At 65.6% G+C, this 25775-nt stretch carries 23 protein-coding genes and 1 pseudogene; 10 read left to right on the top strand and 14 right to left on the bottom strand.

Features of this window, described 5'->3' with window-relative positions; all coding sequences use genetic code 11:
- The first annotated feature begins 3 nt into the window (after nucleotides 1-3).
- Together RQI28_RS14710 and RQI28_RS14715 are read left to right on the top strand one after the other, a co-directional pair.
- Nucleotides 4-2223 (top strand): iron ABC transporter permease, encoded by a 2220-nt coding sequence (locus RQI28_RS14710; RefSeq protein WP_311223411.1) that lies wholly within the window; start codon nucleotides 4-6, stop codon nucleotides 2221-2223.
- 44 nt (nucleotides 2224-2267) lie between these two features.
- Nucleotides 2268-3314: an ABC transporter ATP-binding protein gene (locus RQI28_RS14715; protein ID WP_311223412.1), complete on the top strand. Its 1047-nt coding sequence runs from the start codon at nucleotides 2268-2270 to the stop codon at nucleotides 3312-3314.
- A 36-nt stretch (nucleotides 3315-3350) separates the two neighbouring features.
- Here RQI28_RS14715 and RQI28_RS14720 read toward each other — a convergent pair.
- The 3 genes and pseudogenes from RQI28_RS14720 to RQI28_RS14730 all read right to left on the bottom strand — a co-directional run.
- Nucleotides 3351-3473 (bottom strand): annotated as a pseudogene (locus RQI28_RS14720) (exodeoxyribonuclease III); the annotation flags it as partial.
- A 139-nt stretch (nucleotides 3474-3612) separates the two neighbouring features.
- Nucleotides 3613-4101: an isochorismatase family protein gene (locus tag RQI28_RS14725; RefSeq protein ID WP_311223413.1), complete on the bottom strand. Its 489-nt coding sequence runs from the start codon at nucleotides 4099-4101 to the stop codon at nucleotides 3613-3615.
- Nucleotides 4102-4157: 56 nt separating this feature from the next.
- Nucleotides 4158-5066: an MBL fold metallo-hydrolase gene (locus tag RQI28_RS14730; RefSeq protein WP_311223414.1), complete on the bottom strand. Its 909-nt coding sequence runs from the start codon at nucleotides 5064-5066 to the stop codon at nucleotides 4158-4160.
- A 149-nt stretch (nucleotides 5067-5215) separates the two neighbouring features.
- Between RQI28_RS14730 and RQI28_RS14735 the strand changes: the two genes are divergently transcribed.
- Nucleotides 5216-6190, top strand: a complete 975-nt coding sequence (locus tag RQI28_RS14735) for a helix-turn-helix domain-containing protein (protein WP_311223415.1) — start codon at nucleotides 5216-5218, stop codon at nucleotides 6188-6190.
- Between the two features lie 83 nt (nucleotides 6191-6273).
- On the opposite strand, the gene RQI28_RS14740 is transcribed toward RQI28_RS14735, so the two are convergent.
- The gene (locus RQI28_RS14740) at nucleotides 6274-7077 is read right to left on the bottom strand and encodes an exodeoxyribonuclease III (RefSeq protein ID WP_311223459.1); all 804 of its coding nucleotides are present in this window, start codon (nucleotides 7075-7077) and stop codon (nucleotides 6274-6276) included.
- A 10-nt stretch (nucleotides 7078-7087) separates the two neighbouring features.
- On the opposite strand from RQI28_RS14740, the gene pyrE reads away from it, so the two are divergent.
- Both pyrE and RQI28_RS14750 read left to right on the top strand, forming a co-directional pair.
- Nucleotides 7088-7789: an orotate phosphoribosyltransferase gene (gene pyrE, locus RQI28_RS14745; protein ID WP_311223416.1), complete on the top strand. Its 702-nt coding sequence runs from the start codon at nucleotides 7088-7090 to the stop codon at nucleotides 7787-7789.
- Nucleotides 7790-7920: 131 nt separating this feature from the next.
- Nucleotides 7921-8589: a DUF4124 domain-containing protein gene (locus RQI28_RS14750; protein ID WP_404976913.1), complete on the top strand. Its 669-nt coding sequence runs from the start codon at nucleotides 7921-7923 to the stop codon at nucleotides 8587-8589.
- Nucleotides 8590-8636: 47 nt separating this feature from the next.
- On the opposite strand, the gene gatB is transcribed toward RQI28_RS14750, so the two are convergent.
- Genes gatB through gatC form a run of 3 tightly spaced genes read right to left on the bottom strand, consistent with a single transcriptional unit; the run spans nucleotide 8637 to nucleotide 11917 of the window.
- The gene (gene gatB / locus RQI28_RS14755; protein ID WP_311223417.1) at nucleotides 8637-10103 is read right to left on the bottom strand and encodes an Asp-tRNA(Asn)/Glu-tRNA(Gln) amidotransferase subunit GatB; all 1467 of its coding nucleotides are present in this window, start codon (nucleotides 10101-10103) and stop codon (nucleotides 8637-8639) included.
- A 1-nt stretch (nucleotide 10104) separates the two neighbouring features.
- Complete coding sequence (gene gatA, locus RQI28_RS14760) at nucleotides 10105-11607, bottom strand: Asp-tRNA(Asn)/Glu-tRNA(Gln) amidotransferase subunit GatA (protein WP_311223418.1); 1503 nt, start codon at nucleotides 11605-11607, stop codon at nucleotides 10105-10107.
- Between the two features lie 10 nt (nucleotides 11608-11617).
- The gene (gene gatC, locus RQI28_RS14765) at nucleotides 11618-11917 is read right to left on the bottom strand and encodes an Asp-tRNA(Asn)/Glu-tRNA(Gln) amidotransferase subunit GatC (protein WP_311223419.1); all 300 of its coding nucleotides are present in this window, start codon (nucleotides 11915-11917) and stop codon (nucleotides 11618-11620) included.
- 204 nt (nucleotides 11918-12121) lie between these two features.
- On the opposite strand from gatC, the gene RQI28_RS14770 reads away from it, so the two are divergent.
- The 4 genes from RQI28_RS14770 to mrdA all read left to right on the top strand — a co-directional run bounded on the left by RQI28_RS14770 (nucleotide 12122) and on the right by mrdA (nucleotide 16872).
- A complete protein-coding gene (locus RQI28_RS14770) occupies nucleotides 12122-13165 on the top strand; it encodes a rod shape-determining protein (protein ID WP_311223420.1) in 1044 nt (347 codons plus the stop codon).
- Between the two features lie 254 nt (nucleotides 13166-13419).
- Complete coding sequence (mreC, locus tag RQI28_RS14775) at nucleotides 13420-14337, top strand: rod shape-determining protein MreC (RefSeq protein ID WP_311223421.1); 918 nt, start codon at nucleotides 13420-13422, stop codon at nucleotides 14335-14337.
- Nucleotides 14334-14852, top strand: coding sequence for a rod shape-determining protein MreD (gene mreD, locus RQI28_RS14780; RefSeq protein WP_311223422.1), 519 nt, complete (start codon nucleotides 14334-14336; stop codon nucleotides 14850-14852). Before mreC ends, mreD begins: the two co-directional genes overlap by 4 nt.
- A gap of 79 nt (nucleotides 14853-14931) precedes the next feature.
- Nucleotides 14932-16872, top strand: a complete 1941-nt coding sequence (mrdA, locus tag RQI28_RS14785) for a penicillin-binding protein 2 (RefSeq protein WP_311223423.1) — start codon at nucleotides 14932-14934, stop codon at nucleotides 16870-16872.
- A 36-nt stretch (nucleotides 16873-16908) separates the two neighbouring features.
- Here the strand turns inward: mrdA and RQI28_RS14790 are convergent, their stop codons facing one another.
- The 7 genes from RQI28_RS14790 to RQI28_RS14820 all read right to left on the bottom strand — a co-directional run bounded on the left by RQI28_RS14790 (nucleotide 16909) and on the right by RQI28_RS14820 (nucleotide 24303).
- Nucleotides 16909-17796: a DMT family transporter gene (locus tag RQI28_RS14790; protein ID WP_311223424.1), complete on the bottom strand. Its 888-nt coding sequence runs from the start codon at nucleotides 17794-17796 to the stop codon at nucleotides 16909-16911.
- 175 nt (nucleotides 17797-17971) lie between these two features.
- Nucleotides 17972-18724, bottom strand: coding sequence for an amino acid ABC transporter ATP-binding protein (locus RQI28_RS14795; RefSeq protein WP_311223425.1), 753 nt, complete (start codon nucleotides 18722-18724; stop codon nucleotides 17972-17974).
- Nucleotides 18721-19503, bottom strand: coding sequence for an amino acid ABC transporter permease (locus tag RQI28_RS14800; protein WP_311223426.1), 783 nt, complete (start codon nucleotides 19501-19503; stop codon nucleotides 18721-18723). The genes RQI28_RS14795 and RQI28_RS14800 overlap by 4 nt, the downstream gene beginning before the upstream one ends.
- Nucleotides 19504-19574: 71 nt before the next feature.
- Entirely contained in the window at nucleotides 19575-20339 is a 765-nt protein-coding gene (locus RQI28_RS14805; RefSeq protein WP_311223427.1) for an ABC transporter substrate-binding protein, read from the bottom strand.
- A 209-nt stretch (nucleotides 20340-20548) separates the two neighbouring features.
- Nucleotides 20549-21472 (bottom strand): arginase, encoded by a 924-nt coding sequence (rocF, locus tag RQI28_RS14810; protein WP_311223428.1) that lies wholly within the window; start codon nucleotides 21470-21472, stop codon nucleotides 20549-20551.
- Between the two features lie 28 nt (nucleotides 21473-21500).
- Nucleotides 21501-22259 carry a TSUP family transporter gene (locus RQI28_RS14815; RefSeq protein WP_311223429.1) on the bottom strand — a complete coding sequence of 253 codons (759 nt, stop codon included), beginning with the start codon at nucleotides 22257-22259 and terminating at the stop codon, nucleotides 21501-21503.
- A 358-nt stretch (nucleotides 22260-22617) separates the two neighbouring features.
- Nucleotides 22618-24303, bottom strand: coding sequence for a GMC family oxidoreductase N-terminal domain-containing protein (locus tag RQI28_RS14820; RefSeq protein WP_311223430.1), 1686 nt, complete (start codon nucleotides 24301-24303; stop codon nucleotides 22618-22620).
- Nucleotides 24304-24647: 344 nt separating this feature from the next.
- Between RQI28_RS14820 and RQI28_RS14825 the strand changes: the two genes are divergently transcribed.
- Complete coding sequence (locus RQI28_RS14825; protein ID WP_311223431.1) at nucleotides 24648-25772, top strand: ABC transporter permease; 1125 nt, start codon at nucleotides 24648-24650, stop codon at nucleotides 25770-25772.
- Nucleotides 25773-25775: the final 3 nt, after the last annotated feature.

Here is a 25775-nt window from a genome sequence, read left to right on the forward strand (position 1 = left end):
TTCATGAAGACTCATCACAACGGCGCCATCGCGCTGTGGGCAGCGCTTGGCCTGGCTGCTTTTACTTTGCTGCCCTGGCACATGGTTCCCGACGGTTTGTTCTCGCTGCAAAGCTGGGGCGAACTGGTTGGTGGCCACAACACATCGACCGGTCTGGCGCAGGTGCTGCTGCACCGGCGTGCCTGGTTGATCGTGGCCGCCATCGCGCTGGCCCTGGGGCTTGCCGCTGCCGCCATGCAGCCTACGCGGCGCCAGGGCCGTGTGCTGGTCTGGTCGGGCGGGCTGGGGGTGGTGGCCCTGCTGGTGCAGGGCTTCGCCATCGGCCCGGCGGTGCTCGCCGATGCGGCTGCCCAGGGTGTTTCACACGGCTTTTCGCTCGCCAGTTGGCTGGCGGGGCCGGACGCCATGCAGCCCGGTTTTGGGCTGGGCGCTGCCAGCGTGCTGGTGGCGCTGCTCACGCTGGCGGCCTTCGGCGCGGCACGGCTGGGTGCGTTCAAGGGCGACCTGTTCGTGGCCAGCTGCGTGCTGCTGAGCGCCGGCCTGCTGCTGCTTTTTGTCGCCTACCCGGTGCTGCGCACCCTGTCCGGCGCCTTCATAGACGAGAACGGGAACGTGGGCGTGACGGCTGCGCTCGCCCGCCTGGGCGCCGAGCGCATCTGGGGCCTGGGATGCCTGAATTCGAGCCTGCAGTGCGGCGTGGCCTGGAACACGCTGTTCCTGGCGGTCTTCATCGGCGCGGGCACCACGGTACTGGGCACGCTGCTGGCGCTGATCGACGACCGCAGCGATTCACGCATTCGCGGAACGCTGCGCGTGCTGGCCCCGCTGCCTATCGTCACGCCGCCGTTCGTCGTGGGGCTGGGGCTGATCCTGCTGTTCGGCCGTGCGGGCATCGTCAACCAGTTCCTCGAATGGGCCTTCGGCATTCCGCCTTCACGCTGGTTCTACGGCGCGTTCGGTGTGGCGCTGGCGCAGATGTTCGCCTTCACACCCATCGCTTACATGATCATGCGGGGCGTGGTGCAAGGCATCGGCCCGTCGCTGGAAGAGGCGTCGCAGACGCTGGGGGCTTCGCGCTGGAGCACGTTCTGGAATGTGACCTTCCCGCTGCTCAAGCCGGGCCTGGCCAATGCCTTCCTGGTGGGCTTCATCGAAAGCATTGCCGACTTCGGCAACCCCATCGTGGTGGGCGGGCAGTTCTCGGTGCTCTCCACCGAGGTGTTCTTCGCCATCGTGGGCGCGCAGTTCGACCAGGGCCGCGCCGCCACGCTGGCCTGGCTGCTGACCCTGTTCGCGCTGGGCGCCTTCGCCCTGCAGCGCGGCCTGCTGGGCAAGAAGAACTACACGACGCTGTCGGGCAAGGGCGATGCCGGCATCCCCATGCGCCTGCCAGACAGCGTGCGCCGCGTAGCGCTGGCGGTGTCGGTGCCTTGGCTGCTGTTCACAGCCGTGGTGTACGTGTTCGCCTTCAGCGGCGGCTTCGTGCAGACCTGGGGGCGCGACTACACACCCACGCTGGCGCATTTCCGCTCGGCGTTCGACGTGATGTGGACGGGTGGGGTGGAGTTCGTCGGCGTGGGCTGGCCGTCGCTGATCACCACGCTCAAGCTGGCGGCCATTTCGGCCCCGCTCACTGCTGCGCTGGGGCTGATGGTCGCGTGGCTGCTGACGCGGGTGCAGTTCAGGGGGCGCAACCTGTTCGAGTTCTCTGCGCTGCTGGCATTCGCCATTCCAGGCACCGTGCTGGGCGTGAGCTACATCCTGGCCTTCAACGGGCCGCCGTTCGAGCTGACGGGGACCGCCATCATCATCGTGCTGTGCTTTCTGTTCCGCAATCTGCCCGTGGGGGTGCGCGCCGGCATTGCAGCCTTCAAGCAGTTGGACCCATCCCTGGAAGAAGCCTCCGTCATGCTGCGCGCCGGTACCGCGCGCACCTTGCGCACGGTGGTGCTGCCGCTGCTCAAGCCGGCACTGGCGGCAGCCCTCATCTACAGCTTCGTGCGCTCCGTCACCACAGTGTCGGCGGTGATCTTCCTCGTCACCGCAGAAACCGAGCTGGCCACCACTTTCATCATCGGACGCGTGGGGCAGGGTGACTACGGTGTGGCGCTGGCCTACAGCACGGTGCTGATCATCGCCATGGGCGTCGCTACCGCCGCCATTCACATGGCCGTGGGCGGGCGCAAGCTGGGCCGCCGCAGCGTCGCAGGCCGCACGCGGTGATCCCCGGGCTAATGAACGCACACGAGCAACATCAAGGAGCCCCCATGAACGGCATCGAATTTCGCAACATCTTCAAGCGCTACAGCACCTCGGCCAGCGCGCCGGCGGTGGTCAACGACATCAGCTTCACCGTCCCCCGGGGAACGCTCACCACCATTCTGGGGCCCTCGGGCTGCGGCAAGACCACCACCCTGCGCATGATCGCGGGGCTGGAGACGCCCAGTGCCGGCCAGATCTTCATCGACGGCAAGGACGTCACCACGCTCGGGCCGGCGCAGCGCAACGTGAGCCTGGTGTTCCAGAGCTACGCGCTGTTTCCGCACATGAGCGTGATCGACAACGTCTCCTATGGCCTGCGCATGTCCGGCATGGCCAAGAGCGAGGCGGCGGCCAAGGCGGTCGCCATGATCGAGACCGTGGGCCTCAAGGGCCTGAACGAGCGCATGCCCAGCGAGCTGTCTGGCGGGCAGCAGCAGCGGGTGGCGCTGGCGCGTGCGCTGGCACTGGAGCCGGCGGTGCTGCTGTTCGACGAGCCCCTGTCCAACCTGGACGCCCGCCTGCGTCGGTCGATGCGCGAAGAGATCCGCGCCTTGCAGCAGCGCCTGAAACTCACCGTGGCCTATGTCACCCACGACCAGAGCGAGGCACTGGCCGTGAGCGACCAGATCATCGTGATGAACCAGGGTGTCATCGCACAGCGCGGCACACCCAGCGAGTTGTACGAATCGCCCTGTTCGGAGTTCGTGGCCGGCTTCATGGGCGAGGCGATGCTGTTCGATGGCGTCAGCAATGGCCAGGGCTATGCCGACCTGCCCCCGTTGCGCATACGCACGGCGCCCGACATGGCTGCCGGGCCGGTCAAGATCGCCGTGCGTCCCGAAGCGTGGCGCATCCATGCTGCCGGCAACGAGGGTCTGGCTGCGCGCGTCACCAAGCGCACCTATCTGGGCAACGTCATGGAATACACGCTGAGCACGGCGTTGGGCGAGATCTTCGTGGTCTCCCCTGAAGTGGCCCAGCCGCTGAGCCCCGGCGCGCCGGTGAGCCTGGACCTGGCGGGGCATGGGGTGTCGGTCGTCGCGGCTGCCTGACCAGCACGCCACGTGCGCCCTGCGGGGGCGCAGCGTTCACAGCGTCAGGTCGTAGCCCACGGTAATCGGCGCGTGATCGGAGAACTTTTCCGTCTTGTAGATGTGCTCCGTGCGTGCCAGCGCTGCGATGGCAGGGGTGGCCAAGTGGTAGTCAGTGCGACAAATAGCCTACATAAAACCTGGGTGGTGCGGCCATGTCAGAGGACCGCCCCCGGGCCGGAAGCAGACGCTCAGCTGTGTTGCCAGCGCAATCTTCCGAGGCCGCCGAACATCGCGCTGCTTGAGTTCGGCGACCTTTCTACTCAACCTTAAAGCGAGCACTTAGTCCTTGCAGGGCCAAGCCGCTCAAAGCTATGGTAGGGGCGGCACAACCCTTGGCGATGATGTGAATGGTCAGCTCACGCGCCTGAGGAGACAGGGCGGTATGGGTGATGCAGTGCTGCGTCATCATGCCGGTGAGATACAGGTCGGTGATGCCGGCTTGGCGCAGGATCTTCTCCAAGTCGGTGTTGAAGAAACTGTCAGCTTGACCTTTCACGACCATTGGCGAATCGCCCAACGCGGCAGCGACATGGCCATGGGTTTTCACACCCTCGGTGTCGGGCTTGAACGCAGGAGCATCTGCGGAATTGACGTGCTGCACGCCGACGACCAGCCATCCGTCGCGCTTCGCTTGTCCAATTGCTTCTACCGCACCTTTGCAAGCTTCCTCCGCGTTTTCCAGTACAAATCCGCCGCCGGGAAAGTACTCATTTTGAATGTCGATGACGACAAGTGCTTTTTTCATGGTTTTCTCTTTTCAGGTCATAGGGCCTGCCCGAACTCTTGGGCAGGGTCACTTCATCAGAACTGCATGGCCTCGCCGTCGTCTGGGATCGTCACGCGGTTTTGAATCTTCTTTTCCTGCACGAATTCGCGCAGATCCTTGCGGCTGAGCGACATGTGGTTCACCGAATCCATGTGGACAGCGACGATCGCGGCATTGGGCGCTGCTTGGGCGGCCTGCAGCGTGTCCTGCTTGCCCATGATGATGGGATGCTCCTCGAAACCGCTCATAAGGGCGCTGCCCGTGTTCAGAATCACCACAGCTGGCTTGTACTGCTTCAGTGCCTGATCTACTTCCGGGCGCCACACCGTGTCGCCGGCAACATACACCGTCTTGGCGTCGGGCGCAGAAAACACGACCCCCATAACGGGACCCATACCTTCGGCCCGTGCCGGGTCCGCGAACCACAGATCCGTGCCGTGCTGACCGCCGGTCTTGCTCAACGTGACTCCGTTGAAGGTGGTGGTGCCCGCAAGGACGCGCACATCCTTGAAGCCTTGGCCACGAATGGTCTTGGCATCCGTTTCGTTTTGAACGAACAGGGGCATGTTCTTGGGTATCTGGCGCTGCGCCGCGTCGTCCCAGTGGTCCGTGTGGGTGTGGGTCACCACGACGGCTTCGACGCTCTCCATGACATCTTCAACAGAGAACGGCAGGTCCACCAATGGATTGCGGAGTTCGCTGCGATAGGTGTTCGGAAAGCCAGGAAACGCGCCTTTTGCTGAGAGCATCGGATCGACCAGGAACGTGGTGCCCGAGAAGTCAATCTTGACGGTCGCGTTTCGGATGTGCTGAACCTTGACGGTCTTCGCTTGAGAAGTGGGGGCCGTCGGGGCGCTGGCGCCGGTGTAGGCGGTGGCGCAGGCGACAAGCATGGCGGTGGCGCCCAAGGCGACGGCGCTGCGCAAAACGTTCAAGACTTGCATGGTTTTCCTTTTCAATGATTGCTGGTTGCGCGAAGTGAGATTGCGTTCGCGCGATGGGGTCAATTTTGCGGACGGGCAGGGTTCTGCACCAGTGACCCAAATGCCGTTGTTCGATATAATCGGGCCATCATTTGAATCTCGGAGCCGTTGTGCAACCTGTGCGAGTCGTAGTGCTGGCGTTTGAGGGGGTTAGCCTTTTTCACCTCTCTGTCCCAAACATCGTTTTCGGCATGAAGCCGGCACCTGAGGGATTGCCTCCGTATGAAGTTCAGTACTGCGCGCCGGTGCCTGGCCGTATTCGCAGCGACCAAGGCGTGGAGATCGAGGTGTCCTGCGGCCTCGACATCATGGCGAAGGCCGACCTTGTCATCGTTCCCGCATGGAGCAGTCCCGAGACCATCGCTCCCGCGGTGCTTTCGGACGCCCTGCGAAAGGCCCATGCGCGCGGCGCCCAGGTCGTCGGGCTGTGCCTGGGCGCTTTTGTGTTGGGCGATGCGGGTTTGCTGGACGGGCGCCGTGCAACGACCCACTGGGCTTGTCGTGAACTCTTCGCCAAGCGGTTTCCGCTGGCCAACTTTCTTCGTGACGTGCTTTATGTAGACGACGGTAACGTCATGACGTCTGCGGGAACGGTGGCTGCGATCGACTGCTGCTTGGACCTTGTGCGCCAGCGCCATGGTGCCGAGGTGGCCAATCGTGTGGCGAGGCTGCTGGTGACGCCGCCGCACCGTCAGGGTGGTCAGGCGCAGTACATCGAGCAGCCGGTGCCTGCGTTGCCCAGCGAGAATCGTTTGCCGGGCGTTTTGGAATGGGCGAGGACGCACTTGTCGGAGCCCTTAACGCTGGATGTGCTGGCCGACACAGCACGCATGAGCCGGCGAACCTTCACCCGACGTTTTCGTGAGGCCACGGGGAGCACGTTCATGAAGTGGCTGACTGCCGAGCGTGTTGCAAGGGCGCAGCAGTTGCTGGAAACCACTGGACTGCCGATCGAACGCGTCGCCACCGACGCGGGATTTGGTACCGCACTGTCGCTGCGACAGCACTTTGCGAGCCAGCTGCACACATCTCCGTCTGCATACCGGCAGCTCTTCTGTGAAGGTCAACAAAGCGCATCGAGGTAAAAACGCCTGAAGACCGAACCCTGCTGCACGCCCAAGCCCGGCACGCCTTTGGCAAACGAAGCGGAGGGCGATGCCCTGCCTGATTAAAGGTCGAGTTCGTAGTCGATGGTCAGAGGTGCGTGGTCGCTGAACTTGACGTCCTTATAGATGGCGACAGTACGGGCGGTTTCCGCCACGGACGGAGAGGCCAAGTGGTAGTCCAGCCGCCAGCCGACGTTGTTCAGGTAGGCCTGCCCGCGATTGCTCCACCAGGTGTATGCCGCATCGGTGGTGTCCGGCTGCAGCTGACGATAAACGTCGATCAGTCCACCGGTTGCTTCAGTGATGTGCAACAACTTTGTCATCCACTCGCGCTCTTCAGGCAGGAAGCCGCTGTTTTTCTGGTTGCTGCGCCAGTTCTTTAGGTCGATCTGCTGGTGCGCGATGTTGATGTCGCCGCACAGAATGAATTCGCGTTCTGCCTTCAGCTGCATCAGGTGGGGATGGAATTCCGCCAGGAAGCGGAACTTGGCCAGTTGCCGCTCCGGGCCTGACGACCCGCTGGGGAAGTAGGCGCTGATGATGGACAGCTTGCGGGATGGCGTGTCGAAGCGGGCCTCGACATAGCGGCCCTCGTTATCGAACTCGGCCGAGCCGTAGCCGATTCGCACGTCGCTGGGCTCATGGCGCGAGTAGATGCCCACGCCCGAATAGCCCTTTTTCGTCGCGAAGTGGAAGTGGCCCTTCAGGCCCGCCAGATGTTCAAAACGGCCCTGCATGTCAGCCGACTGGGCTTTGATCTCCTGCACACAAATACAATCCGGCCGGTTTGCGGCGATCCAGGCTTCGACGCCTTTGGAGGTGGCCGAACGGATGCCGTTGAGGTTGAGGCTGGTTAACTTGAACAAGGATGAACTCATGGTGACAGACAACGCGCAAAAGGTGGAACAGGCTCGCCTGGCGCAAGATTTCGTGCAGTTCGCCGAGGCCTCGGGTGTGCTGCGTTTTGGCGAATTCAAGACCAAGGCGGGCCGCATGAGCCCGTACTTTTTCAACGCCGGGCTGTTCGACGACGGCGCCAAGATGGGCCGCCTGGCGGAATTCTATGCAAAGGCGCTGCTGGCCAGCGGCATCGAATTCGACATGGTTTTCGGGCCGGCCTACAAAGGCATTCCTCTGGCCGCCACCGTGGCAGTAGAACTGGCGCGCCTGGGCCGTAACGTGCCTTTTGCCTACAACCGCAAGGAGGCCAAAGACCACGGCGAGGGGGGCACGCTGGTCGGCGCCCCTCTGAACGGGCGTGTTTTGATCGTGGACGACGTGATGTCCGCCGGCACCGCTGCGCGTGAATCCATCGCCCTCATTCGCGCTGCGGGCGCCACGCCGCATGCCATGGCGATTGCATTGGATCGGCAGGAAAAAGCCACTGAAGACGGCCGCGACGTAGAGCACAGCGCGGTGCAGTACATGCGCGGCCATTTGGGCATGGAGGTCTGCACTATCGCCACGCTGGCCGATTTATTGCAGTATCTGGCTGAAAGCGGAGAAGGCGCCGGGATGGCGGCCCACCACCAACGCGTGCTGGCCTACCGCCAGCGCTACGGAGTCGGCCCGGCGTAACGAGCGCTTCACTTCCTCAAAACACCCAGCACGCTCACAGGAATCGGCATTTGAACGCACCAGCAGCATCGACGAGAACGGCGCCCATCGCGAAGGCCAGGGTGGCGCGTAGCTCGACTGCGGCGGCGGTTGTGGCCGGTCTTGCTGTGGGCAGCTTGTGGGCCATCCCTGCAGGGGCGCAGTCCACCCCGGGTGCGACTAGCGGGGCCGTCTACAGTTGCGTCGACCGCCAAGGTCGCCGCCTGACGGCCGACCGCCCGATTGCCGAGTGCACCGACCGCGAGCAGCGCGTGCTGGACCAGACCGGTGCCGAGCGTCGGCGCCTGGGCCCCACGCTGACCGAGCAGGAGCGTGCCGTTGTCGAAGCGCAGCGCCAGCGTGAGGCGGCAGAGCGCGCCCGTGTGATGGAAGAGCGTCGCCGTGAGCGTGTCCTGGTGGCGCGCTATCCCGACCAGGCTACGCATGACGTCGAACGCGAAGCAGCGCTGGCGCAGGTGGATGAGGTGACCGCTGTAGCGCAAAAGCGCGTGGACGACCTGCTGCGCGATCGCAAGAAATTCGATACCGAGATGGAGTTCTACCGCAAGGACCCGACCAAGGCGCCCATGACGCTGCGCCGGCAGATCGCCGAGCAGGACGATGCGCTGGCCGAGCAGAAACGCTTCGTGATCGTGCAAGAGGCGGAAAAGCGCCGGGTGAACCAACGGTTCGACGCCGAACTGGCCCAGTTGCGGCCGCTCTGGGCCGCCAAGGCCGCTGCGCAGAGCGCGGCACCGCTGGTGCTGCCACCGCTGCGCTGACGGGTGCGCGGCCGCCGCACGCGGCTTTCGGTGCGACGGGCCTGGGTTCAGGCGGCTGCCAGTTTGGCGCGCAGCACGTCGTTGACTTGCTGCGGGTTCGCCTTGCCCTTGCTGGCTTTCATGGCCTGGCCCACCAACGCGTTGAACGCCTTGTCCTTGCCAGACTTGAACTGCGCGACGTTGTCGGGGTTGGCGGCGATGACGTCGTCGATGATCTTTTCCAGCGCGCCGGAGTCGTTCATCTGCTTGAGGCCCTTGGCGTCGATCACCGCGTCCACGCTCTTGTCCTCGCCGGTCCACAAGGCATCGAACACCTGCTTGCCGGCATTGTTGGAGATCGTGCCGTCGGCAATGCGCGTCAGCAGAGCAACCATTTGCTCAGGCTTCACGGGCGCATCTTCTATAGCGATTTCATCTGCGTTGAGTCTCCGCGACAGCTCACCCATGATCCAGTTGCAGGCGATCTTGGGAGATACCGGCGTGTGGGCGCCCGCAACCACTTGCTGGAAGTAGGTCATGGTGGCCTTGCTTTGCGTCAGAGCCGATGCGTCGTATTCCGACAGGTCGTAGTCGGCGACGTAGCGCGCAGCCACAACGCGAGGCAAGGCATCCATCTGGGCGCGTTGCTCTTCGATCCAGGCTGGCGAGATCTTCAGCGGTGGCAGATCCGGGTCCGGAAAGTAGCGGTAATCCGCCGCGTCTTCCTTGGTGCGCATGGCGCGCGTCTCGCCCGTGTCGGGGTTGAACAGCACGGTCGCCTGCTGGATCGCATGGCCGTCCTCGATTTGCTCGATCTGCCAGCGGATCTCATAGTCGATCGCCTGCTGCATGAACTTGAAGCTGTTCAGGTTCTTGATCTCGCGGCGCGTGCCCAGCGGGTCGCCTGGTTTGCGCACCGAGACGTTGGCGTCGCAGCGAAAGCTGCCTTCCTGCATGTTGCCGTCGCAGATGCCGATCCAGGTCACGATCTTGTGCAGCTCGCGCGCATAGGCCACCGCCTCTTCGCTCGACCGCATGTCGGGCTCGGTCACGATCTCCAGCAGCGGCGTGCCGGCGCGGTTCAGGTCGATGCCGCTTTGGCCAACGAAGTCTTCGTGCAGCGACTTGCCGGCGTCTTCTTCCAGGTGCGCGCGCACCAGTTTCACGGTTTTCTTTTCATCACCCAGATAGAACGACACCTCGCCGCCCTGCACGACGGGGATCTCGAACTGGCTGATCTGGTAGCCCTTGGGCAGATCAGGGTAGAAGTAGTTCTTGCGGGCAAAAATGCTCTCTGGCGCAATGGTGGAGCCGAGTGCCAGTCCTAATTTGATAGCGCAGGCCACCGCTTCGCGGTTCATCACCGGCAGCGTGCCGGGCAAGGCCAGGTCCACCGCGCAGGCCTGCGTGTTGGGTTCGGCGCCGAAGGCCGTGGGCGCACGGCTGAAAATCTTCGATTGCGTGGCGAGCTGGGTGTGGGTCTCGAAGCCGATGACGACTTCGTAGCCGTGGATCAATTTGCTGCTGGTGGTCATGTCACAGGCCTCCTGGCTGGCGGAGGTGGAAGTCGGTCGCCTGCTGCAGGCGGTGCGCTGCGTTGAGCAGGCGGCTTTCCTGGAAGTAGTTGCCGATCAGCTGCAGGCCCACGGGCATGCTGCCCTCGCCGAAACCCGCCGGCACGCTCATGCCGGGCAGGCCGGCCAGCGATGCGGGCAGCGTGAAGATGTCGGCCAGGTAATCGGCCAGCGGGTCGCTGCCGTGCTCGCCCAGCTTCCAGGCCACGGAGGGCGCCACCGGACCGGCGATGACGTCGCAGTCCTTGAACGCCTGCTGGAAGTCGTCGGCGATCATGCGGCGGATCTTCTGCGCCTGCAGGTAGTAGGCGTCGTAGTAGCCATGGCTCAGCACGTAGGCGCCGATCATGATGCGGCGCTTGACCTCGTCGCCGAAGCCCTCGGCGCGCGTCTTCTTGTACATGTCCACCAAGTCGGTGTAGTCCTTGGCGCGGTGGCCGAACTTCACACCGTCGAAGCGGCTCAGGTTGGACGACGCCTCGGCCGGCGCGATGATGTAGTACACGGGAATGGACAGCTCGGTGCGCGGCAGCGTGATGGGCACCAGCTTGGCGCCCAGCTTTTCGTATTCCTTGAGCGCGCCATCGACAGCCGCGCGTACGTCGCCAGACAGCCCTTCGCCGAAGAACTCGGCAGGAATGCCGATGCGCAGCCCGTCGATGCTGTCGCCCAGCTTGGCACTGAAGTCTTCAGCCGGCACGTCCAGGCTCGTGGAGTCGCGGTCGAGGTCGGGGCCGCACATCGCCGAGAGCAGCAGCGCGCAGTCTTCGGCCGAACGCGCCATGGGGCCGGCCTGGTCCAGGCTGGAGGCGAAGGCGATCATGCCGTAGCGGCTGGCGCGTCCGTAGGTCGGCTTGATGCCGGTAATGCCGCAGAATGACGCCGGCTGGCGGATCGAGCCGCCCGTGTCCGTGCCGGTCACGGCTGGCGCCAGCCGTGCGGCCACGGCCACGGCGCTGCCGCCGGAAGAGCCGCCGGGCACACGCGCCGTATCCCAAGGGTTGCGCACGGGCGCGGGGGCGTCTAAGCCCACCGGCGCGATGGCCGAGTTTTCGTTAGCCGAGCCCATGGCGAACTCATCACAATTGAGCTTGCCCAGCGTCACGGCGCCGGCATCGGCCAGCCGCGTAACCACGGTGGCATCGAACGGCGACTGGTAGCCGGCCAGCATCTTCGAGCCGGCGGTGCTGGGAAAGTCGCGGGTGACGAAGATGTCTTTATGGGCGATGGGCACGCCGGCAAGCGGGCCGGCCGTGCCGGCGGCCAGGGCGGCATCTTGCGCGCGGGCCTGGGCCAGCGTGACCTCTTCGTTCACGGACACGAAAGCGCCCAACTGTTGATGAGCGCGGGCGCGCGCCAGGAAATGCTGGGCGGCTTCGACAGCGGAAACCTGTCTGGTGCTCAGTTGGCGGGCCAATTCAGCGACGCCCAGATCGTGCAGGGCGGAAGTTTGGATGTCGATCATGCGGCTTGTCTCACTCAATGACCTTGGGCACCAGGAACAGGCCCCGCTCGACGGCGGGCGCGCTGCGCTGGTTGGCCTCGCGTTGATCGGGCTCGCTGGCCACGTCTTCGCGCAAGCGCAGGGCCACTTCCTGGATGACGGCGATGGGGTGCGGCAGGGGCGTCAAGCCAGCAGTATCCACAGCCCGCATTTTCTCGACGATGCCGAAGAAGCCGTTGAGCTGTGTGAGCATGCGCTCACTGTCTGCGGGGCTCAACTCGAGCCGCGCCAGATTGGCGATGCGGCCAATGTCCTGGGATGTCAGTGCCATAGGGAAAGAGGAGGGGGAAACCGGATGTAAAGCCCAATTCCGGGTTGCGCCATTGAGAGTTATTCACAGGGGATGCGGTATTATCCCGCCTTTGCCGCAATCGCCTCTCCAACGCCGGTCATTGTGCGAAAAAAGCCAACAAACACACCCTAAAACCCGGCGACGGCAGGCCGACGCGCATGCCGTGCCCAAGAGGAATATTGAATGTTCGGAGTCTTCCGTCGGTACTTCTCCACCGACCTTGCCATTGACCTTGGCACCGCCAACACCTTGATCTTCGCCCGCGACAAAGGCATCGTGCTGGACGAGCCTTCCGTGGTCGCCATCCGCCACGAAGGCGGCCCGCACGGCAAGAAGGTCATCCAGGCCGTCGGCCGTGAAGCCAAAGCCATGCTGGGCAAGGTGCCCGGCAACATCGAAGCCATCCGCCCGATGAAGGACGGCGTGATTGCTGACTTCGTGATCACCGAGCAGATGATCAAGCAGTTCATCAAGATGGTGCATCCGCGCACTCTGTTCACGCCCAGCCCGCGCATCATCATCTGTGTGCCCTGCGGCTCGACCCAGGTCGAGCGCCGCGCCATCAAGGACGCGGCCGAGGCCGCAGGCGCCACGGCGGTCTACCTGATCGAAGAGCCCATGGCCGCTGGCATCGGCGCCGGCCTTCCCGTGTCGGAAGCCTCGGGCTCCATGGTGGTGGACATCGGCGGCGGCACGACCGAGGTGGGCGTGATCTCGCTGGGCGGCATGGTTTACAAAGGCTCGGTGCGCGTCGGCGGCGACAAGTTCGATGAAGCCATCATTAATTACATCCGCCGCAACTACGGCATGCTGATCGGCGAGCCCACGGCGGAATCCATCAAGAAGCACATCGGCTCGGCGTTCCCGGGCTCCGAAGTGCGCGAGATGGAAGTCAAGGGCCGCAACCTGTCCGAAGGCGTGCCGCGCAGCTTCACCATCTCCAGCAACGAAGTGCTGGAAGCGCTGACCGACCCGCTGAACCAGATCGTTTCGGCCGTCAAGAACGCGCTGGAACAGACCCCGCCCGAGCTGGGCGCCGATATCGCCGAGCGCGGCATGATGCTGACCGGCGGCGGCGCTTTGCTGCGTGACCTGGACCGTCTGCTGGCCGAAGAAACCGGTCTGCCCGTGCTGGTGGCCGAAGACCCGCTCACCTGCGTGGTGCGCGGCTGCGGCATCGCGCTGGAGCGCATGGACCGCCAGGGCAGCATCTTCACAAGCGAGTGATGGCACAACCCCTTGTGGCGCTTCGCGCCTTCCCCCTTCTCTCGCCTCGCTGCGCGATGCGGGAAGGGCGGAGTGAGTGCCGCGGCTCCATGCCCGCCCGCGCGGGCATGGACGGCTCGAACGCCCCTTGCCTCCGACAAGGGGCCGGACGCCAGTGGCCTGGCAAAGCCAGTTCCACGGCGTCCGCTGGTAGGGCCGTGCGCCGACCTTCGGCCGTTTGACGGCGCTCCGCGCTACGGAATACGATTCGAGCCATGCCCCACGGCACCCTGGAACGGTCTGCGCCGTCCTTCTTCCGGCAAGGGCCGTCGCCGCTTTCCCGACTGGTTCTCTACAGCGCTCTAGCGCTGTTTTTGATGGTGGCCGACGCGCGCTTCGGTGTCACCGATCCGTTGCGCAAGGTGGTCGCGACGGCGCTGTACCCGTTGCAATGGGCCATGCTGCAGCCGGTGGAATTCGTCGGGCGCGGGGCGGGCTATTTCCAGGCGCTGGATGCAGCCGAGCACAGCCGCGAAGAAGCCCAGCGCAAGATGACCCTCATGTCGCAGCGGGCCAACCAAGCGGAAGACCTGCAGCAGGAGAACGCCCGCTTGCGCAAGCTGCTCGAGCTGCGTGAACGCATTGCCACCCCGGCCCATGCCGCCCAGGTGATCTACGACACCGCAGACCCCTACACCCGCCGCGTGATGATCGACCGAGGCCAGATGGCCGGTGTGGAGCTGGGCTCGCCCGTGCTCGACGAAGCCGGCGTGCTGGGCCAGGTCACCCGCGTGCACCCGTTCCTGAGCGAAGTCACACTGCTCATCGATCGCGACCAGGCCATTCCCGTGATGAACATCCGCACTGGCGCGCGCAGCGTGGCTTACGGCGACCCGATCGCGGCCCACGGCGGCGGAATGGAGTTGCGCTTCATGCCCGGCAATGCCGACGTGCAAGAAGGCGATCTGCTCACCACCAGCGGGGTGGACGGGCTCTACCCGTCAGGCTTGCCCGTGGCACGCGTCATTCGCGTGGAGCGCCGGGCCGACTCGGCCTTTGCGCGCATCTACTGCGTGCCGTTGGCGCAGGTGCAGAGTGCACGCCACGTGATGGTGCTGCAGCCGCTCACGGCCGAGCTGCCGGCGCGGCCACCGCCGGTCGAGGCGGCCCCGAAGCGAAAGGCGCGCCGATGATCATGCCCAAGGGCCAGCCGCTGCTGATGCCGGTACGCCCGCTTTTCATTGCCGCCAGCTTGCTGGCTGCGCTCGCCGTCAACATGCTGCCGCTGGGCCGGGTGGTGTGGACGCCAGACCTGGTCATGGTGCTGCTGGTGTTCTGGGGTGTGCATCAGCCCCAGCGCGTGGGCATGGGCGTGGCCTTTGCCATGGGCGTGTGCATGGACGTGTACCAGTCCGCGCTGCTGGGCCAGCACGCGCTGGCCTATACCGCGCTGATGTACGGCGCGATCTTCGCGCACCGCCGGCTGCTGTGGTTCAGCGTGCCTTCGCAGGCCTTGCAGGTGCTGCCGCTCTTCGTGGTGGCGCATGCGATCGAGTTGCTGGTGCGCCTGTTGGCCGGCGGTATCGTGCCCGGCATCGAGGGCCTGGCAGCGCCCGTGCTGGAATCCTTGCTGTGGCCGCTGGCCAGCTGGGTGCTGCTGGCGCCCCAGCGCCGCCCGCCCGACCGCGACGAGAACCGACCCCTTTGACCATCACCATGGCTGCATTGGCCTTCACTGTCTGCTTCGCTCGCTGCGTGGGCAACGGCGCATCGACGCAGGTGTGCCCATGAACGAGCTGCGCAACAACGAAGCCGACGCCTCGCGCTTCCGGCTGCGTGTACTGGTCGTCGCTCTGGTCGTCTTTCTGGCCTTCTGCCTGATCGTGGCGCGCCTTCTGGTGCTGCAGGTCGGGCGGCACGACGAGCTGGCGGGGCAGGCGGAAAGCAACCGCACGGCGGTGGTGCCCATCGTGCCCAATCGCGGCCAGATCATGGATCGCAACGGCGTTGTGCTGGCCACCAACTATTCCGCCTACACCCTCGAAATCACGCCCTCCAAGGTCGACAGCCTGGAAGACACCATCGACGAACTGGCCAAGGTGGTCGATGTGCACCAGCGCGACCGGCGCCGCTTCAAGCGGTTGATGGAAGACGCGCGCAGCTTCGAATCGCTGCCCTTGCGCACGCGGCTCTCCGACGAGGAGGTGGCCCGCTTCACCGCGCAGCGCTATCGTTTTCCGGGGGTGGACATCAAGGCGCGCCTGTTTCGCAACTATCCGCTGGGCGATATCGCCAGCCACGCCATCGGCTACATCGGCCGCATCAACCAGCGCGAGAAAGAGCGCATTGACGATTCGGAAGACGCCGCTAACTACCGCGGTACCGAACACATCGGCAAACTGGGCGTGGAGCAGAGCTTCGAGACCACGCTGCACGGCCTGACCGGCGTGGAGCGCATGGAAACCTCGGCCGGCGGCCACGCCGTGCGCCGGCTGGCCAGCCACCCGGCCACGCCCGGCAACACGGTGATGCTGTCCATCGACATCAAGCTGCAAAAGCTGGTGGAAGAGATGTTCGGCGACCGTCGTGGCGCCCTGGTGGCCATCGACCCGCGCAACGGCGAGGTGCTGGCACTGGTCAGCAAGCCCACGTTCGACCCGAACCTGTTCGTCGAAGGCATCGACACCGAGAACTGGCAGGCGCTCAACGAATCCATCGACAAGCCGCTGCTCAATCGTGCGCTGCGCGGCACCTATCCGCCGGGCTCGACGTACAAGCCCTTCATGGCGCTGGCGGCGCTGGAACTCGGCAAGCGCCCGGCCTCGCAGGTCTATAACGACCCGGGCTTTTTCAACTACGGCGGGCGCACCTTCCGCAGCCATGAAGGCGGGCTGGGCGGCGTGGACATGCACCGCGCCATCCAGTTTTCCAGCAACACGTATTTCTATTCGTTGGCCGTGGACATCGGCGTGGATGCCATCCACGACTTCATGAAGCCGCTGGGTTTTGGCCAGATCACCGGCATCGACCTGGGCGGCGAGGTGCGCGGCACATTGCCCAGCACCGAATGGAAGCGCAACGCCTACAAGCGGCCCGAGGCGCGGCGCTGGTATTCGGGCGAGACCGTGTCGCTGGGCATCGGGCAGGGCTACAACAACTTCACCATGCTGCAGCTGGCAGTGGCCGAGGCCACGCTGGCCAACGGCGGCACACGCTACCGCCCGCATCTGATCAAGGCCATTCGCGACACCGTCTCCGGCCAGGTGACCGAGGTGGAGCAGCCGCCCGGCGAACGGCTGGGCTATTCGGCCAAGAACGTCGAGATCGTGCGCAACGCGCTGATGGCGGTGAACAAGGGCGGCACCGGCACGCGCGTGTTCGCGGGCGCGCCCTACACGTCGGCCGGCAAGACCGGCACGGCGCAGGCGGTGAGCATGGGGCAGAACGTCAAGTACAACGCCAAGGCGCTGGAAGAGCACCAGCGCGACCACTCGCTGTTTGCCGCATTCGCCCCGGCGGAGAACCCCAAGGTAGCGGTTGCGGTGATCGTGGAAAACGCCGGCTTCGGCGCTGCGGCCGCCGCGCCCATCGCGCGCCGAGTGTTCGACTACTGGTTGCAAGGCGACTACCCGAGCGAGCAGGACCTGGCGGCTGTGGTCAAGGGCCAGGCCAGCGCGCCCATCGGCACGCCGCGCCGCGCGGTGGACGTGCCGCTCATCGCTCCCTGATCGGCCCGTTGGCTGAGCCGGGCCGGACCGATCCGATCACGGCTTGGGCGAGCGCGGCGGCTGCAACTGGCTCACCACGAGCGCCAGCACGATCAGCGCGGCGCCCGCCACGCCCGCCGCACCCAGGCGCTCGCCGATCAGCCACCAGGCCGTCAGCGCGGCAAACACCGGCTCCAGCCCGAAGACGATGGCGCTGCGCATGGCGTCCACGCGCTGCTGGCCCCAGGCCTGCAGAGTGACCACCAGCACGCTGGCGACCAGGCCAAGATACAGCAGTGCCAGCCACGACGCGGTGGGCAGCGCCGTGAGCGCCGTCACCGACGACGCGACGCCACCATGCCGCGCCAGCAGCAGCACGGCGGCCGCAGCGAACATCACCACGGCCTGGGCCGACGCCATGCGGGTGGCGCGCAGCGGCTGGTGCGCGGTGCGGCGCGCGCATTCTTCCAGCGTCAGGATGTAGATGGCATAGAACAGCGTGCTGGCCAGCGTCAGCGTATCGCCCAGGTTCCACGGCTCGTGCTCATGGAACATCAGTGCCATGCCGGCCAGGGCCAGCGCGCAGGCGGCCCACAGCGTCCAGCCGTAGCGGCGCCCCAGCACGGCCATGGCCAGCAGCGGTACCACCAGCACGTTCAGCCCGGTGACGAAGGCGTTGCGGTTGCTGCTGGTGCGCGCCAGCCCTTCGATCTGCAGCCAGAAGGCCAGAAACAGCAGGCCGCCCAGCAACAGGCCCCAGCGCAGCTCGGCCTGACGCATGTCGCGCCACAGCGGCGCCAGCACCAACAGGGCGATGGCAAAGCGCAGCCAGATCAGCTGCAGCGCGTCGAGCTGCGCCGATAACAGCTTCATGGCGGGAAAGGTGGTGCCCCAGACCAGGGTCACCAGCAGCAGGGCCAGCAGGCCCCGGCGGTCAGCACGCATGCGGGATTTTCTGTGGCCGGCGATGCCGGCAGTATCAAAAACAGGAGCGGCTAGCGCTTGATCTATAAGGGTTTCAGATATATTTATATCTGAAAGCTTTATCCATAAAGCGCAAGCAGCTCACTTTTCAGGAGCAATCGCCGAAGCGAAGGGCGCGCCCGGCCCACCCGCCACTTCAGGCCCCCATGCGGCCGATGAAGGCGCGGATGCGGTCGTTGGCCGGGTTGTTGAAGAACTCCGCCGGCGGCGCATCGTGGGCGATGCGGCCCTGGTCGAAGAACATCACGCGGTCGGCCACCTCGCGGGCGAAGCCCATTTCGTGGGTGACGACGATCATGGTCATGCCGCCGCGTGCCAGCTCGCGCATCACGTCCAGCACCTCCTGAACCATCTCGGGGTCGAGCGCCGACGTGGGCTCGTCGAACAGCATCACCTTGGGCTCCATGGCCAGCGCGCGGGCAATGGCCACGCGCTGCTGCTGGCCGCCCGACAACTGCCACGGGTACTTGTGCGCGTGGTCCTGCATGCCCACGCGGCGCAGCAGCGTCATGGCCTTGTCGTTGGCCTGGGCGCGCGGTATGCGGCGAATGCGGCGCGGCGCCAGCGTCACGTTGTCCAGCACGCTCATGTGGCCGAACAGGTTGAACTGCTGGAACACCATGCCGACTTCGCTGCGCTGCTGCTGCAGCGTGCGCTGGTCGTCGGTCACCGGCGCGCCGCCGATAGTGATGGTGCCGCTGTCGTGCGGCTCCAGCCGGTTGATGGCGCGCAGCAGCGTGCTCTTGCCCGAGCCCGATGCGCCGATGATCACCGTCACCTCGCCCGTATTGAACGTGGTGGACACCTCTTTCAGCACCTGATGCGCGCCGAACGACTTGCACACCCGGTCGGCCACGATGTAGTGGTTGGCGTTGTGGGCCGCGTTCATTGGATGCGACCTTCCACGTCGAAGCGGTGTTCGATGGCGTTGGACACCTGCGTGACCAGCGTGGTCAGCAGCAGGTAGGTGACGGCCACCGTGGTCAGCGTGGCGATGGGCTGGAAGGTCGCGGACTGGATGCGGTTGCCCACGTTGGTCAGCTCCACCACGCCAATGGCGTAGGCCAGCGACGAGTCTTTGAGCAGCGCCACGAAGTTGCTGATCAGCGGCGGCAGCGAGATCTTGAAGGCCTGCGGAAGCACCACGTCGAAGAACACGAAGGTACGTGACAAGCCCAGCGCGCGCGCCGCCTCGGTCTGCCCGCGCGGCACGGCCAGCAAGCCGGCGCGAATCGCTTCGGCGTTGTACGCGCCCACGTTCAGGCCCAACGCGACGACGGCCGCGGCGAAGTCAGGCAGATTGGCGCCAGGAACCAGCACCGGCAGCGCGAAATAGACGAAGAGAATCTGCACCAGGAGCGGCGTGCCGCGAATGGCCCAGATGTAGATGCCGGCCACCCAGCGCAGGCCGATGAAGCGCGCCGTGCGGGCCAGCGCGGCCGCGGTGCCCAGCACCAGCCCGACGGCGCCGCTGACCAGCGTGAGCAGCAGCGTGGTGCGGGCACCATCCGAGAACGCCTGGGCGTTCGGGCCGATGGGGTCAGGAAAGAACGAGAGCACCCAGCCCAGCAGCGCCAGGGCAAGCACCATCAGCACAAGGGCGGTCACCAGCGTGGCATTGCTGCGTTGCTGGCGGCTCCACTGCGTGGGCCAGATTGCGGTCAGCATTTGATGAAATGAGGCCGGCGCCCGGAGCGTGAGCCACGGGCGCCGGTGGGTTCGTTAATGAACAGAAGGGCTTACTTCGTGCAGCGCACGTCTTCGTTGAAGTACTTCTTGGAGATGGCGGCATAGCTGCCATCGGCCAGGGTTTCCTGGAAGGCTTTGTTCCAGGCTTCGGCCAGGCCGGTGTTGCCCTTGTTGACGGCCGGCGCGATGCGCTCGACGAACAGCATGTCGCCGAGCTTGAAGCCGGCCTTGGCGTTCTTGGTGGCGGCTTCCTTGGCCACGAACTTGTCGCTGACCCAGGCGTCCACGCGCTTGGAAATGAGGGCACGCTGCGCGTCGGTGTCTTGCGGGAAGTTCTTCACTTCCTTCACGCCGGTGAGCTTTTGCACGTTTTCCAGGTAGCTGGTGCCGGTCTGCACGGCCACGACCTTGCCCTTGAGGTCATCGGCGGTGCGCGTCTTGCCGTCGACAGACACGATGATGCCGCCCGAACAGTAGTGCGGCTCGGCGAACGTGACGGCCTTGGAGCGCTCTTCGGTCACGCCGTGCGATGCGATCACCACGTCCCAGCGGTCTTGCGGCAGGCCGGTCAGCAGGGCGTCGAAGCCCAGCGTCTTCCATTCGAGCTTCACGCCCATCTTCTTGACCACGGCCTCGGCGACTTCGACTTCGAAGCCGGTCAACTTGGTGCCCTGGAAGAAGTTGAAAGGCGCGAACTGGCCTTCGGTGGCGATGATGATCTTGCCGTCCTTCTTGATGGCGTCGATCGTGCGGGCCTGCACGGAAAAGCCGGCACACAGGGCCACGGCCAGAGCAATCGTCTTGAGCATCTTCATCTGCTGTTCCTGCGGGGGGATGGTTCCAGGTACAAAAAATCCGGCTTGGCGGTTGGCCAAGCCGGAGCGTTGTCGCACGCCCTGTAGGGGATGAAAAGAGGGCGTCACGAGGCGGTCACATTATAGGGACGGGACTGGCGCACCAGGCACTGCCGCAAACCCTGAGCGGGCTGCAAGCAAGTTCAGGGCCCGGCTGCATCGCCATGGTTTCAAGACCGGCGGATCAGCGTGGATTTACCGAACAGGCTCTCCAGCAAGTCCACCGCCAGCTCGGCCGTCTGATTGCGGATGTCGAGCGCGGGATTCAGCTCCACCAGATCGGCCGAGCGCAGCGCGCCGCTGTCGGCAAGCATCTCCATGCACAGCTGCGTTTCGCGGTAGGTGGGGCCGCCGCGCACCGCCGTGCCCACGCCGGGCGCGACGGACGGGTCCAGGCAATCCATGTCGAAGCTCACGTGCAAATGGGTGTCGGCGTCAACATCGCGCAGCGCGCGCTCCATCACCACGCGCATGCCCAGCTCGTCGATGGCACGCATGTCGTAGACCTCGATGCGGTGCTCGCGCACGAACTGCTTTTCGCTGTCGTCCACGCTGCGCACGCCCACCAGCCCGATCTCGCCGGCCCGCAGCGCGGGGGTGCCGGCCAGCCGCGTCAGGCCCGCCGGGCCGTGGCCCAGCAGGCAGGCGACCGGCATGCCGTGCAGGTTGCCGCTGGGGGTGGATTCAGGCGTGTTGGCGTCGGCATGGGCATCGAACCACAGCACCTTCAGCCGCTTGCCGTGGTTGCGGCAATGCTGGGCTGCCGCGCTGATGGAGCCGATGGCCAGGCAGTGGTCGCCGCCCATCATCAGCGGCAGGTGTCCCGCCTCCAGGTCGGCCAGCACGGCGGCGTAGACGGCCTCGTTCCAGGTCGTCACCTCCATCAGGTGCCGGAAACCGCTGGCCGCCTCGGCCTGCGGGTTGCCGGGGCCGGCCAGATTGCCGCGGTCGATCACATCGAAGCCGCGGGCGCGCAGTGCGCGGGCGATGCCAGCGATGCGCAGCGCGTCGGGCCCCATGCTGGCGCCCAGCACGCTGGCCCCCACGTCCGTGGGCGCGCCGATCAGGGTGAGGGTGGGCGTCGTGGTGGTCATCGGTGCAGGCTCCGTGAAGGTGGGCAGGTCAGCGCAGGAAGGCGTCGTAGCCGGTCTTGAGGATGAGCGCGCTCACCACGAAGATGAATATGCCACGCACGAAGCCGGTGCCGTGCTTGAGGGCCATGTGTGCGCCCAGCACGCTGCCCACCACGTTGGCCACGGCCAGCGGCAGCGCGAAGTGCCACCACACGTGGCCCTTGGCGGTGAAGAGGATCAGCGCGGCGACGTTGGTGGCCAGGTTCAGCAGCTTGGCCGACACCGATGCGTTCAAAAAGTCATAGCCCAGCAGCCGTACGAACAGGAACACGAAGAAGCTGCCGGTGCCCGGCCCGAAGAAGCCGTCGTAGAAGCCGATGGTCAGGCCGATGGCGCAGGCGGCGAGGGTCTCGGTGCGGCCCGCCAGGCGCGGCGTGTGGTGGCGCCCCAGGTCTTTCTTGGCCAGCGTGTAGATCAGCACCAGCACCAGGATGAGCGGCAGCAGCTTGCGCAGGAAGTCGGCCGAGATGACGGTCACCGTCCACGCGCCCGCGAAGGCGCCGACGAAGCCTGCCGCTGCCGCCGGCAGCATCGCCTGCCACGGTATCTGCACGCGGCGGCTGTATTGCCAGGTGGCGATGCCGGTGCCCCAGACGGCGGCGCTCTTGTTGGTGCCCATCAGGGTGGCGGGCGGGGCGGTGGGGAAGGTGGCGAACAGGGCCGGCAGCAGCACCAGGCCGCCCCCGCCCACGATGGCATCCACGAACCCGGCCAGCAGCGAGGCCAGCGAAACAATGATCCATTCCATAGGCCGGCGATTGTCGCACTGCGATGCGGTGAATTTGCTATTCAATCAGGAGCATGCTGCGCTTGTCAATCAAGCGCTGGAGGCCTCTGGGGCTTGTGGGATTTATGCGTTCGGAAAAAGAAAAGGCGCCGGGGTTGCCGGCGCCTTGTAAAAAATGCATCTCATGGGGGATGCTTGGAATGTCTTGTTGGAGTTGGTAAGGTTTGTCTCCTCAGTCCCCTCGTCTGGCACGCCTTGAGCGCGCTATCGAGTGCGTGGACTGTAACGGCGCGCACTGCCGTGGTGCATCAGTGGTTTCCCGCCCCTGTGCGGGCGCTCAAAACCGGTTCGGTCATGCACCGAAAAATGGCACGACCGTTCACTTCGCGTCGGCGCGAATCCAGTCCGCCGCCTTCTCCGCCATCATCAGCGTGGGCGAATTGGTGTTGCCGCTGGTGATGGAAGGCATGGCGCCTGCATCCACCACGCGCAGCCCCGCGATGGTGCCGCCGCGCCCGTCGCGCACGCGCAGTCTGGAATCCAGCACCGCCATGGGGTCGCCGTCTCGCCCCATGGCGGTGGTGCCCACGGGGTGAAAGATCGTGGTGGCGATGTCGCCGGCCAGCCGCGCCAGGTCCTCGTCGGTTTCGTACTGCGGCCCGGGCTTCCATTCGGTGGGCTCGTAGCGCGCCAGCGCCGGCTGGGCGGCGATGCGGCGCGTCACGCGCAGGCTGTCGGCGGCGACCTGGCGGTCTTCGGGCGTGCTCAGGTAGTGGGGCGCGATGGCTGGGGCCTGGCGGAAGTCGGGGCTCTTGATGTGCACGGTGCCCCGGCTGGTCGGGTTCAGGTTGCACACGCTGGCGGTGAACGCCGGAAACGCGTGCAGCGGCTCGCCGAAGGCTTCCAGCGACAGCGGCTGCACGTGGTATTCGAGGTTGGCGTAGGGCTGGTCGGCACTGCTGCGCGTGAAGGCGCCCAGCTGAGAGGGCGCCATGCTCATCGGGCCGCTGCGCTTGAGCGCGTATTCCAGCCCGATCTTGGCCTTGCCCAGCCAGCTGCCGGCCAGCATGTTGAGCGTGGGCACGTGGTTGACCTTGTAGACGGAGCGAATCTGCAGGTGGTCTTGCAGATTGGCGCCCACGCCGGGCAGATCGACCTGCACGTCGATGCCATGCGCGCGCAGCAGATCGGCCGGGCCGATGCCCGAGAGCTGCAGCAGCTGCGGTGAATTGACGGCGCCCGCGCTCAGCACCACTTCGCGCGTGGCATGCGCGGTGGTCATCTCCTCGCCCGTCCACACATGCACGCCGGTGCAGCGGCGGCTGCCGTCTTCCTGTGTCTCGATGATCAATTGGGTGGCCTGCGCGGCGGTCCACATCTCGAAGTTGGGCCGGCCGTAGCAGACAGGGCGCAGAAACGCCTTGGCCGTGTTCCAGCGCCAGCCGGCCTTCTGGTTGACCTCGAAGTAGCCCACGCCTTCGTTGTCGCCGCCGTTGAAGTCGTCGGTGGCCGGAATGCCGGCTTGCTGCGCTGCTTGGGCGAAGGCGTCCAGCACGTCCCAGCGCAGGCGCTGCTTTTCGACCCGCCACTCGCCCAGCCCGCCGGTGGTCTTGCTGCCGTGCAGCTGGCGAAAGCGCTCGCTGGCCGTGTCGGGCTTGTCCAGGCGCCAGTGGTCTTCATGGCGGCGAAACGCGGGCAGTACGTTGTCCCAGCGCCAGGCGTCGTCGCCCGTGACCTGCGCCCACTGGTCGTAGTCGCGTGCCTGGCCGCGCATGTAGATCATGCCGTTGATGCTGCTGCTGCCGCCCAGCGTCTTGCCGCGCGGGTAGCGCAGGCTGCGGCCGTTCAGGCCCGCTTCGGGCTCGGTGTGATAGAGCCAGTCGGTGCGCGGGTTGCCGATGCAATACAGGTAACCCACGGGAATGTGGATCCAGTGGTAGTCGTCCTTGCGGCCGGCTTCGATCAGCAGCACGCGGAAGCGCCCACCGGAACTCAAGCGGTTGCACAGAAGGGCGCCGGCGGTGCCGCCACCGATGATGATGTAGTCGAAAGTGGTGTCGCTCATGTCGGGCGGAAAAGGTGCACCGGGCGGGCACGATAAAGGGATGAATGGCCGGCGCCATTGTGCGGAACGCCTGAAGACTGTCGATAGGGAAACAGCTGATTGCTATGTTATTTGTAGCGTATTGCGCTTATATATCGAGCGCTACGGGCCTTTTTGATGTATTTTTCATCGACAAGCCATACTGTACCGATGAGTACACTAATGGCGACTTTGGCTGACGTGACAGCCTGTTGCACTCAGCTACCATGCTGCAGCGCCAACGTGCGCCGGCGCCCCGCTGACGCACTGCGCGCGCTGCTTTTCCAACCTCTCAAGCTCCACCCGATTCCACCACCGACTGACCGATGACCGACCGCCAGCCCAGCATCACCCGCACCGACGCGCCCGAGGGGCCGTCCGCCATGCTGCATGGCCGTTGGGGTGCGGCGGAGCTGGGCGAGCGGCGCCAGTGGCGCAAGCTGTCCGCGCAGCTGGCTGAATCGCCCCCGGCCGCCGGCCTGGGCTGGGACTTGCACGACCTGGACTGGCTCGACCACGTGGGTGCGCAACTGCTCTGGAACCACTGGGGCCGCGCCTGGCCAGAGCGCCTGCAGTTGACCGACGCGCAGCGCGACATCCTCCAGCGCATCGAACAATTCAGCAGCGAAGAGCCGCCCGCCGAGCGCTGGAGCCTGACCGAGCAGATCGACACGCTGGGCGCCAAGGTGATGCACGCCGTGGGCCACGGCCGCGACCTGCTCACGCTGGTGGGCCAGCTGGTCATCGACCTGCTGCGGCTGGTGCGCAACCCGCGCCTGGTGCCGTGGCGCGACGTGTCGGGCCACCTCTATCGCATGGGCGCCACCGCGCTGCCCATCACCGCGCTGGTGGGCTTCTTGATTGGCGTGGTGCTGGCCTACCTGATGAGCCTGCAGCTGCGCCAGTTCGGCGCCGAATCGTTCATCGTCAACATCCTGGGCATCTCGCTGATCCGCGAACTCGGGCCCATGCTCGGCGCCATTCTGGTGGCGGGCCGCTCGGGCTCGGCCATCACCGCGCAGATCGGCGTGATGCGCGTGACCGAAGAGCTGGACGCCATGCGCGTCATGGGCATCGCCCACGGCCTGCGGCTGGTGCTGCCGCGCGCGGTGGCGCTGGGCATCGCCATGCCGCTGATCGCGCTGTGGACCACGCTGGCGGCGCTGGGCGGCGGCATGCTGGCGGCCGACATCGCCATGGGCATATCGCCCGCGTACTTCGTGCAGGCACTGCCGGCGGCGGTCGCCCCGGCCAACCTGTGGATGGCCATGGCCAAGTCCGCCGTGTTCGGCGTGGCCATCGCCCTCATCGGCTGCCACTGGGGCCTGCGCGTCAAGCCCAACACGCAGAGCCTGGGCGAAGGCACGACGGCTTCGGTGGTGAGCTCCATCACCATGGTCATCATCGTGGATGCGCTCTTTGCCATTGGCTTCAAGAACCTGGGAATCTGACGC

The sequence above is a fragment of the Acidovorax sp. WCS2018Noco2-16 genome (assembly GCF_031843945.1).
In the GTDB taxonomy this organism is placed as follows: Bacteria; Pseudomonadota; Gammaproteobacteria; order Burkholderiales; family Burkholderiaceae_C; genus Paracidovorax.

Coding starts and splice junctions, on each gene's coding strand:
- RQI28_RS14710 (WP_311223411.1), top strand. CDS start 4: ATGAAGACTCATCACAACGGCGCCATCGCGCTGTGGGCAGCGCTTGGC.
- RQI28_RS14715 (WP_311223412.1), top strand. CDS start 2,268: ATGAACGGCATCGAATTTCGCAACATCTTCAAGCGCTACAGCACCTCG.
- RQI28_RS14725 (WP_311223413.1), bottom strand. CDS start 4,101: ATGAAAAAAGCACTTGTCGTCATCGACATTCAAAATGAGTACTTTCCC.
- RQI28_RS14730 (WP_311223414.1), bottom strand. CDS start 5,066: ATGCAAGTCTTGAACGTTTTGCGCAGCGCCGTCGCCTTGGGCGCCACC.
- pyrE (WP_311223416.1), top strand. CDS start 7,088: ATGGTGACAGACAACGCGCAAAAGGTGGAACAGGCTCGCCTGGCGCAA.
- gatB (WP_311223417.1), bottom strand. CDS start 10,103: ATGACCACCAGCAGCAAATTGATCCACGGCTACGAAGTCGTCATCGGC.
- gatA (WP_311223418.1), bottom strand. CDS start 11,607: ATGATCGACATCCAAACTTCCGCCCTGCACGATCTGGGCGTCGCTGAA.
- gatC (WP_311223419.1), bottom strand. CDS start 11,917: ATGGCACTGACATCCCAGGACATTGGCCGCATCGCCAATCTGGCGCGG.
- RQI28_RS14770 (WP_311223420.1), top strand. CDS start 12,122: ATGTTCGGAGTCTTCCGTCGGTACTTCTCCACCGACCTTGCCATTGAC.
- mreC (WP_311223421.1), top strand. CDS start 13,420: ATGCCCCACGGCACCCTGGAACGGTCTGCGCCGTCCTTCTTCCGGCAA.
- mreD (WP_311223422.1), top strand. CDS start 14,334: ATGATCATGCCCAAGGGCCAGCCGCTGCTGATGCCGGTACGCCCGCTT.
- mrdA (WP_311223423.1), top strand. CDS start 14,932: ATGAACGAGCTGCGCAACAACGAAGCCGACGCCTCGCGCTTCCGGCTG.
- RQI28_RS14790 (WP_311223424.1), bottom strand. CDS start 17,796: ATGCGTGCTGACCGCCGGGGCCTGCTGGCCCTGCTGCTGGTGACCCTG.
- RQI28_RS14795 (WP_311223425.1), bottom strand. CDS start 18,724: ATGAACGCGGCCCACAACGCCAACCACTACATCGTGGCCGACCGGGTG.
- RQI28_RS14800 (WP_311223426.1), bottom strand. CDS start 19,503: ATGCTGACCGCAATCTGGCCCACGCAGTGGAGCCGCCAGCAACGCAGC.
- RQI28_RS14805 (WP_311223427.1), bottom strand. CDS start 20,339: ATGAAGATGCTCAAGACGATTGCTCTGGCCGTGGCCCTGTGTGCCGGC.
- rocF (WP_311223428.1), bottom strand. CDS start 21,472: ATGACCACCACGACGCCCACCCTCACCCTGATCGGCGCGCCCACGGAC.
- RQI28_RS14815 (WP_311223429.1), bottom strand. CDS start 22,259: ATGGAATGGATCATTGTTTCGCTGGCCTCGCTGCTGGCCGGGTTCGTG.
- RQI28_RS14820 (WP_311223430.1), bottom strand. CDS start 24,303: ATGAGCGACACCACTTTCGACTACATCATCATCGGTGGCGGCACCGCC.
- RQI28_RS14825 (WP_311223431.1), top strand. CDS start 24,648: ATGACCGACCGCCAGCCCAGCATCACCCGCACCGACGCGCCCGAGGGG.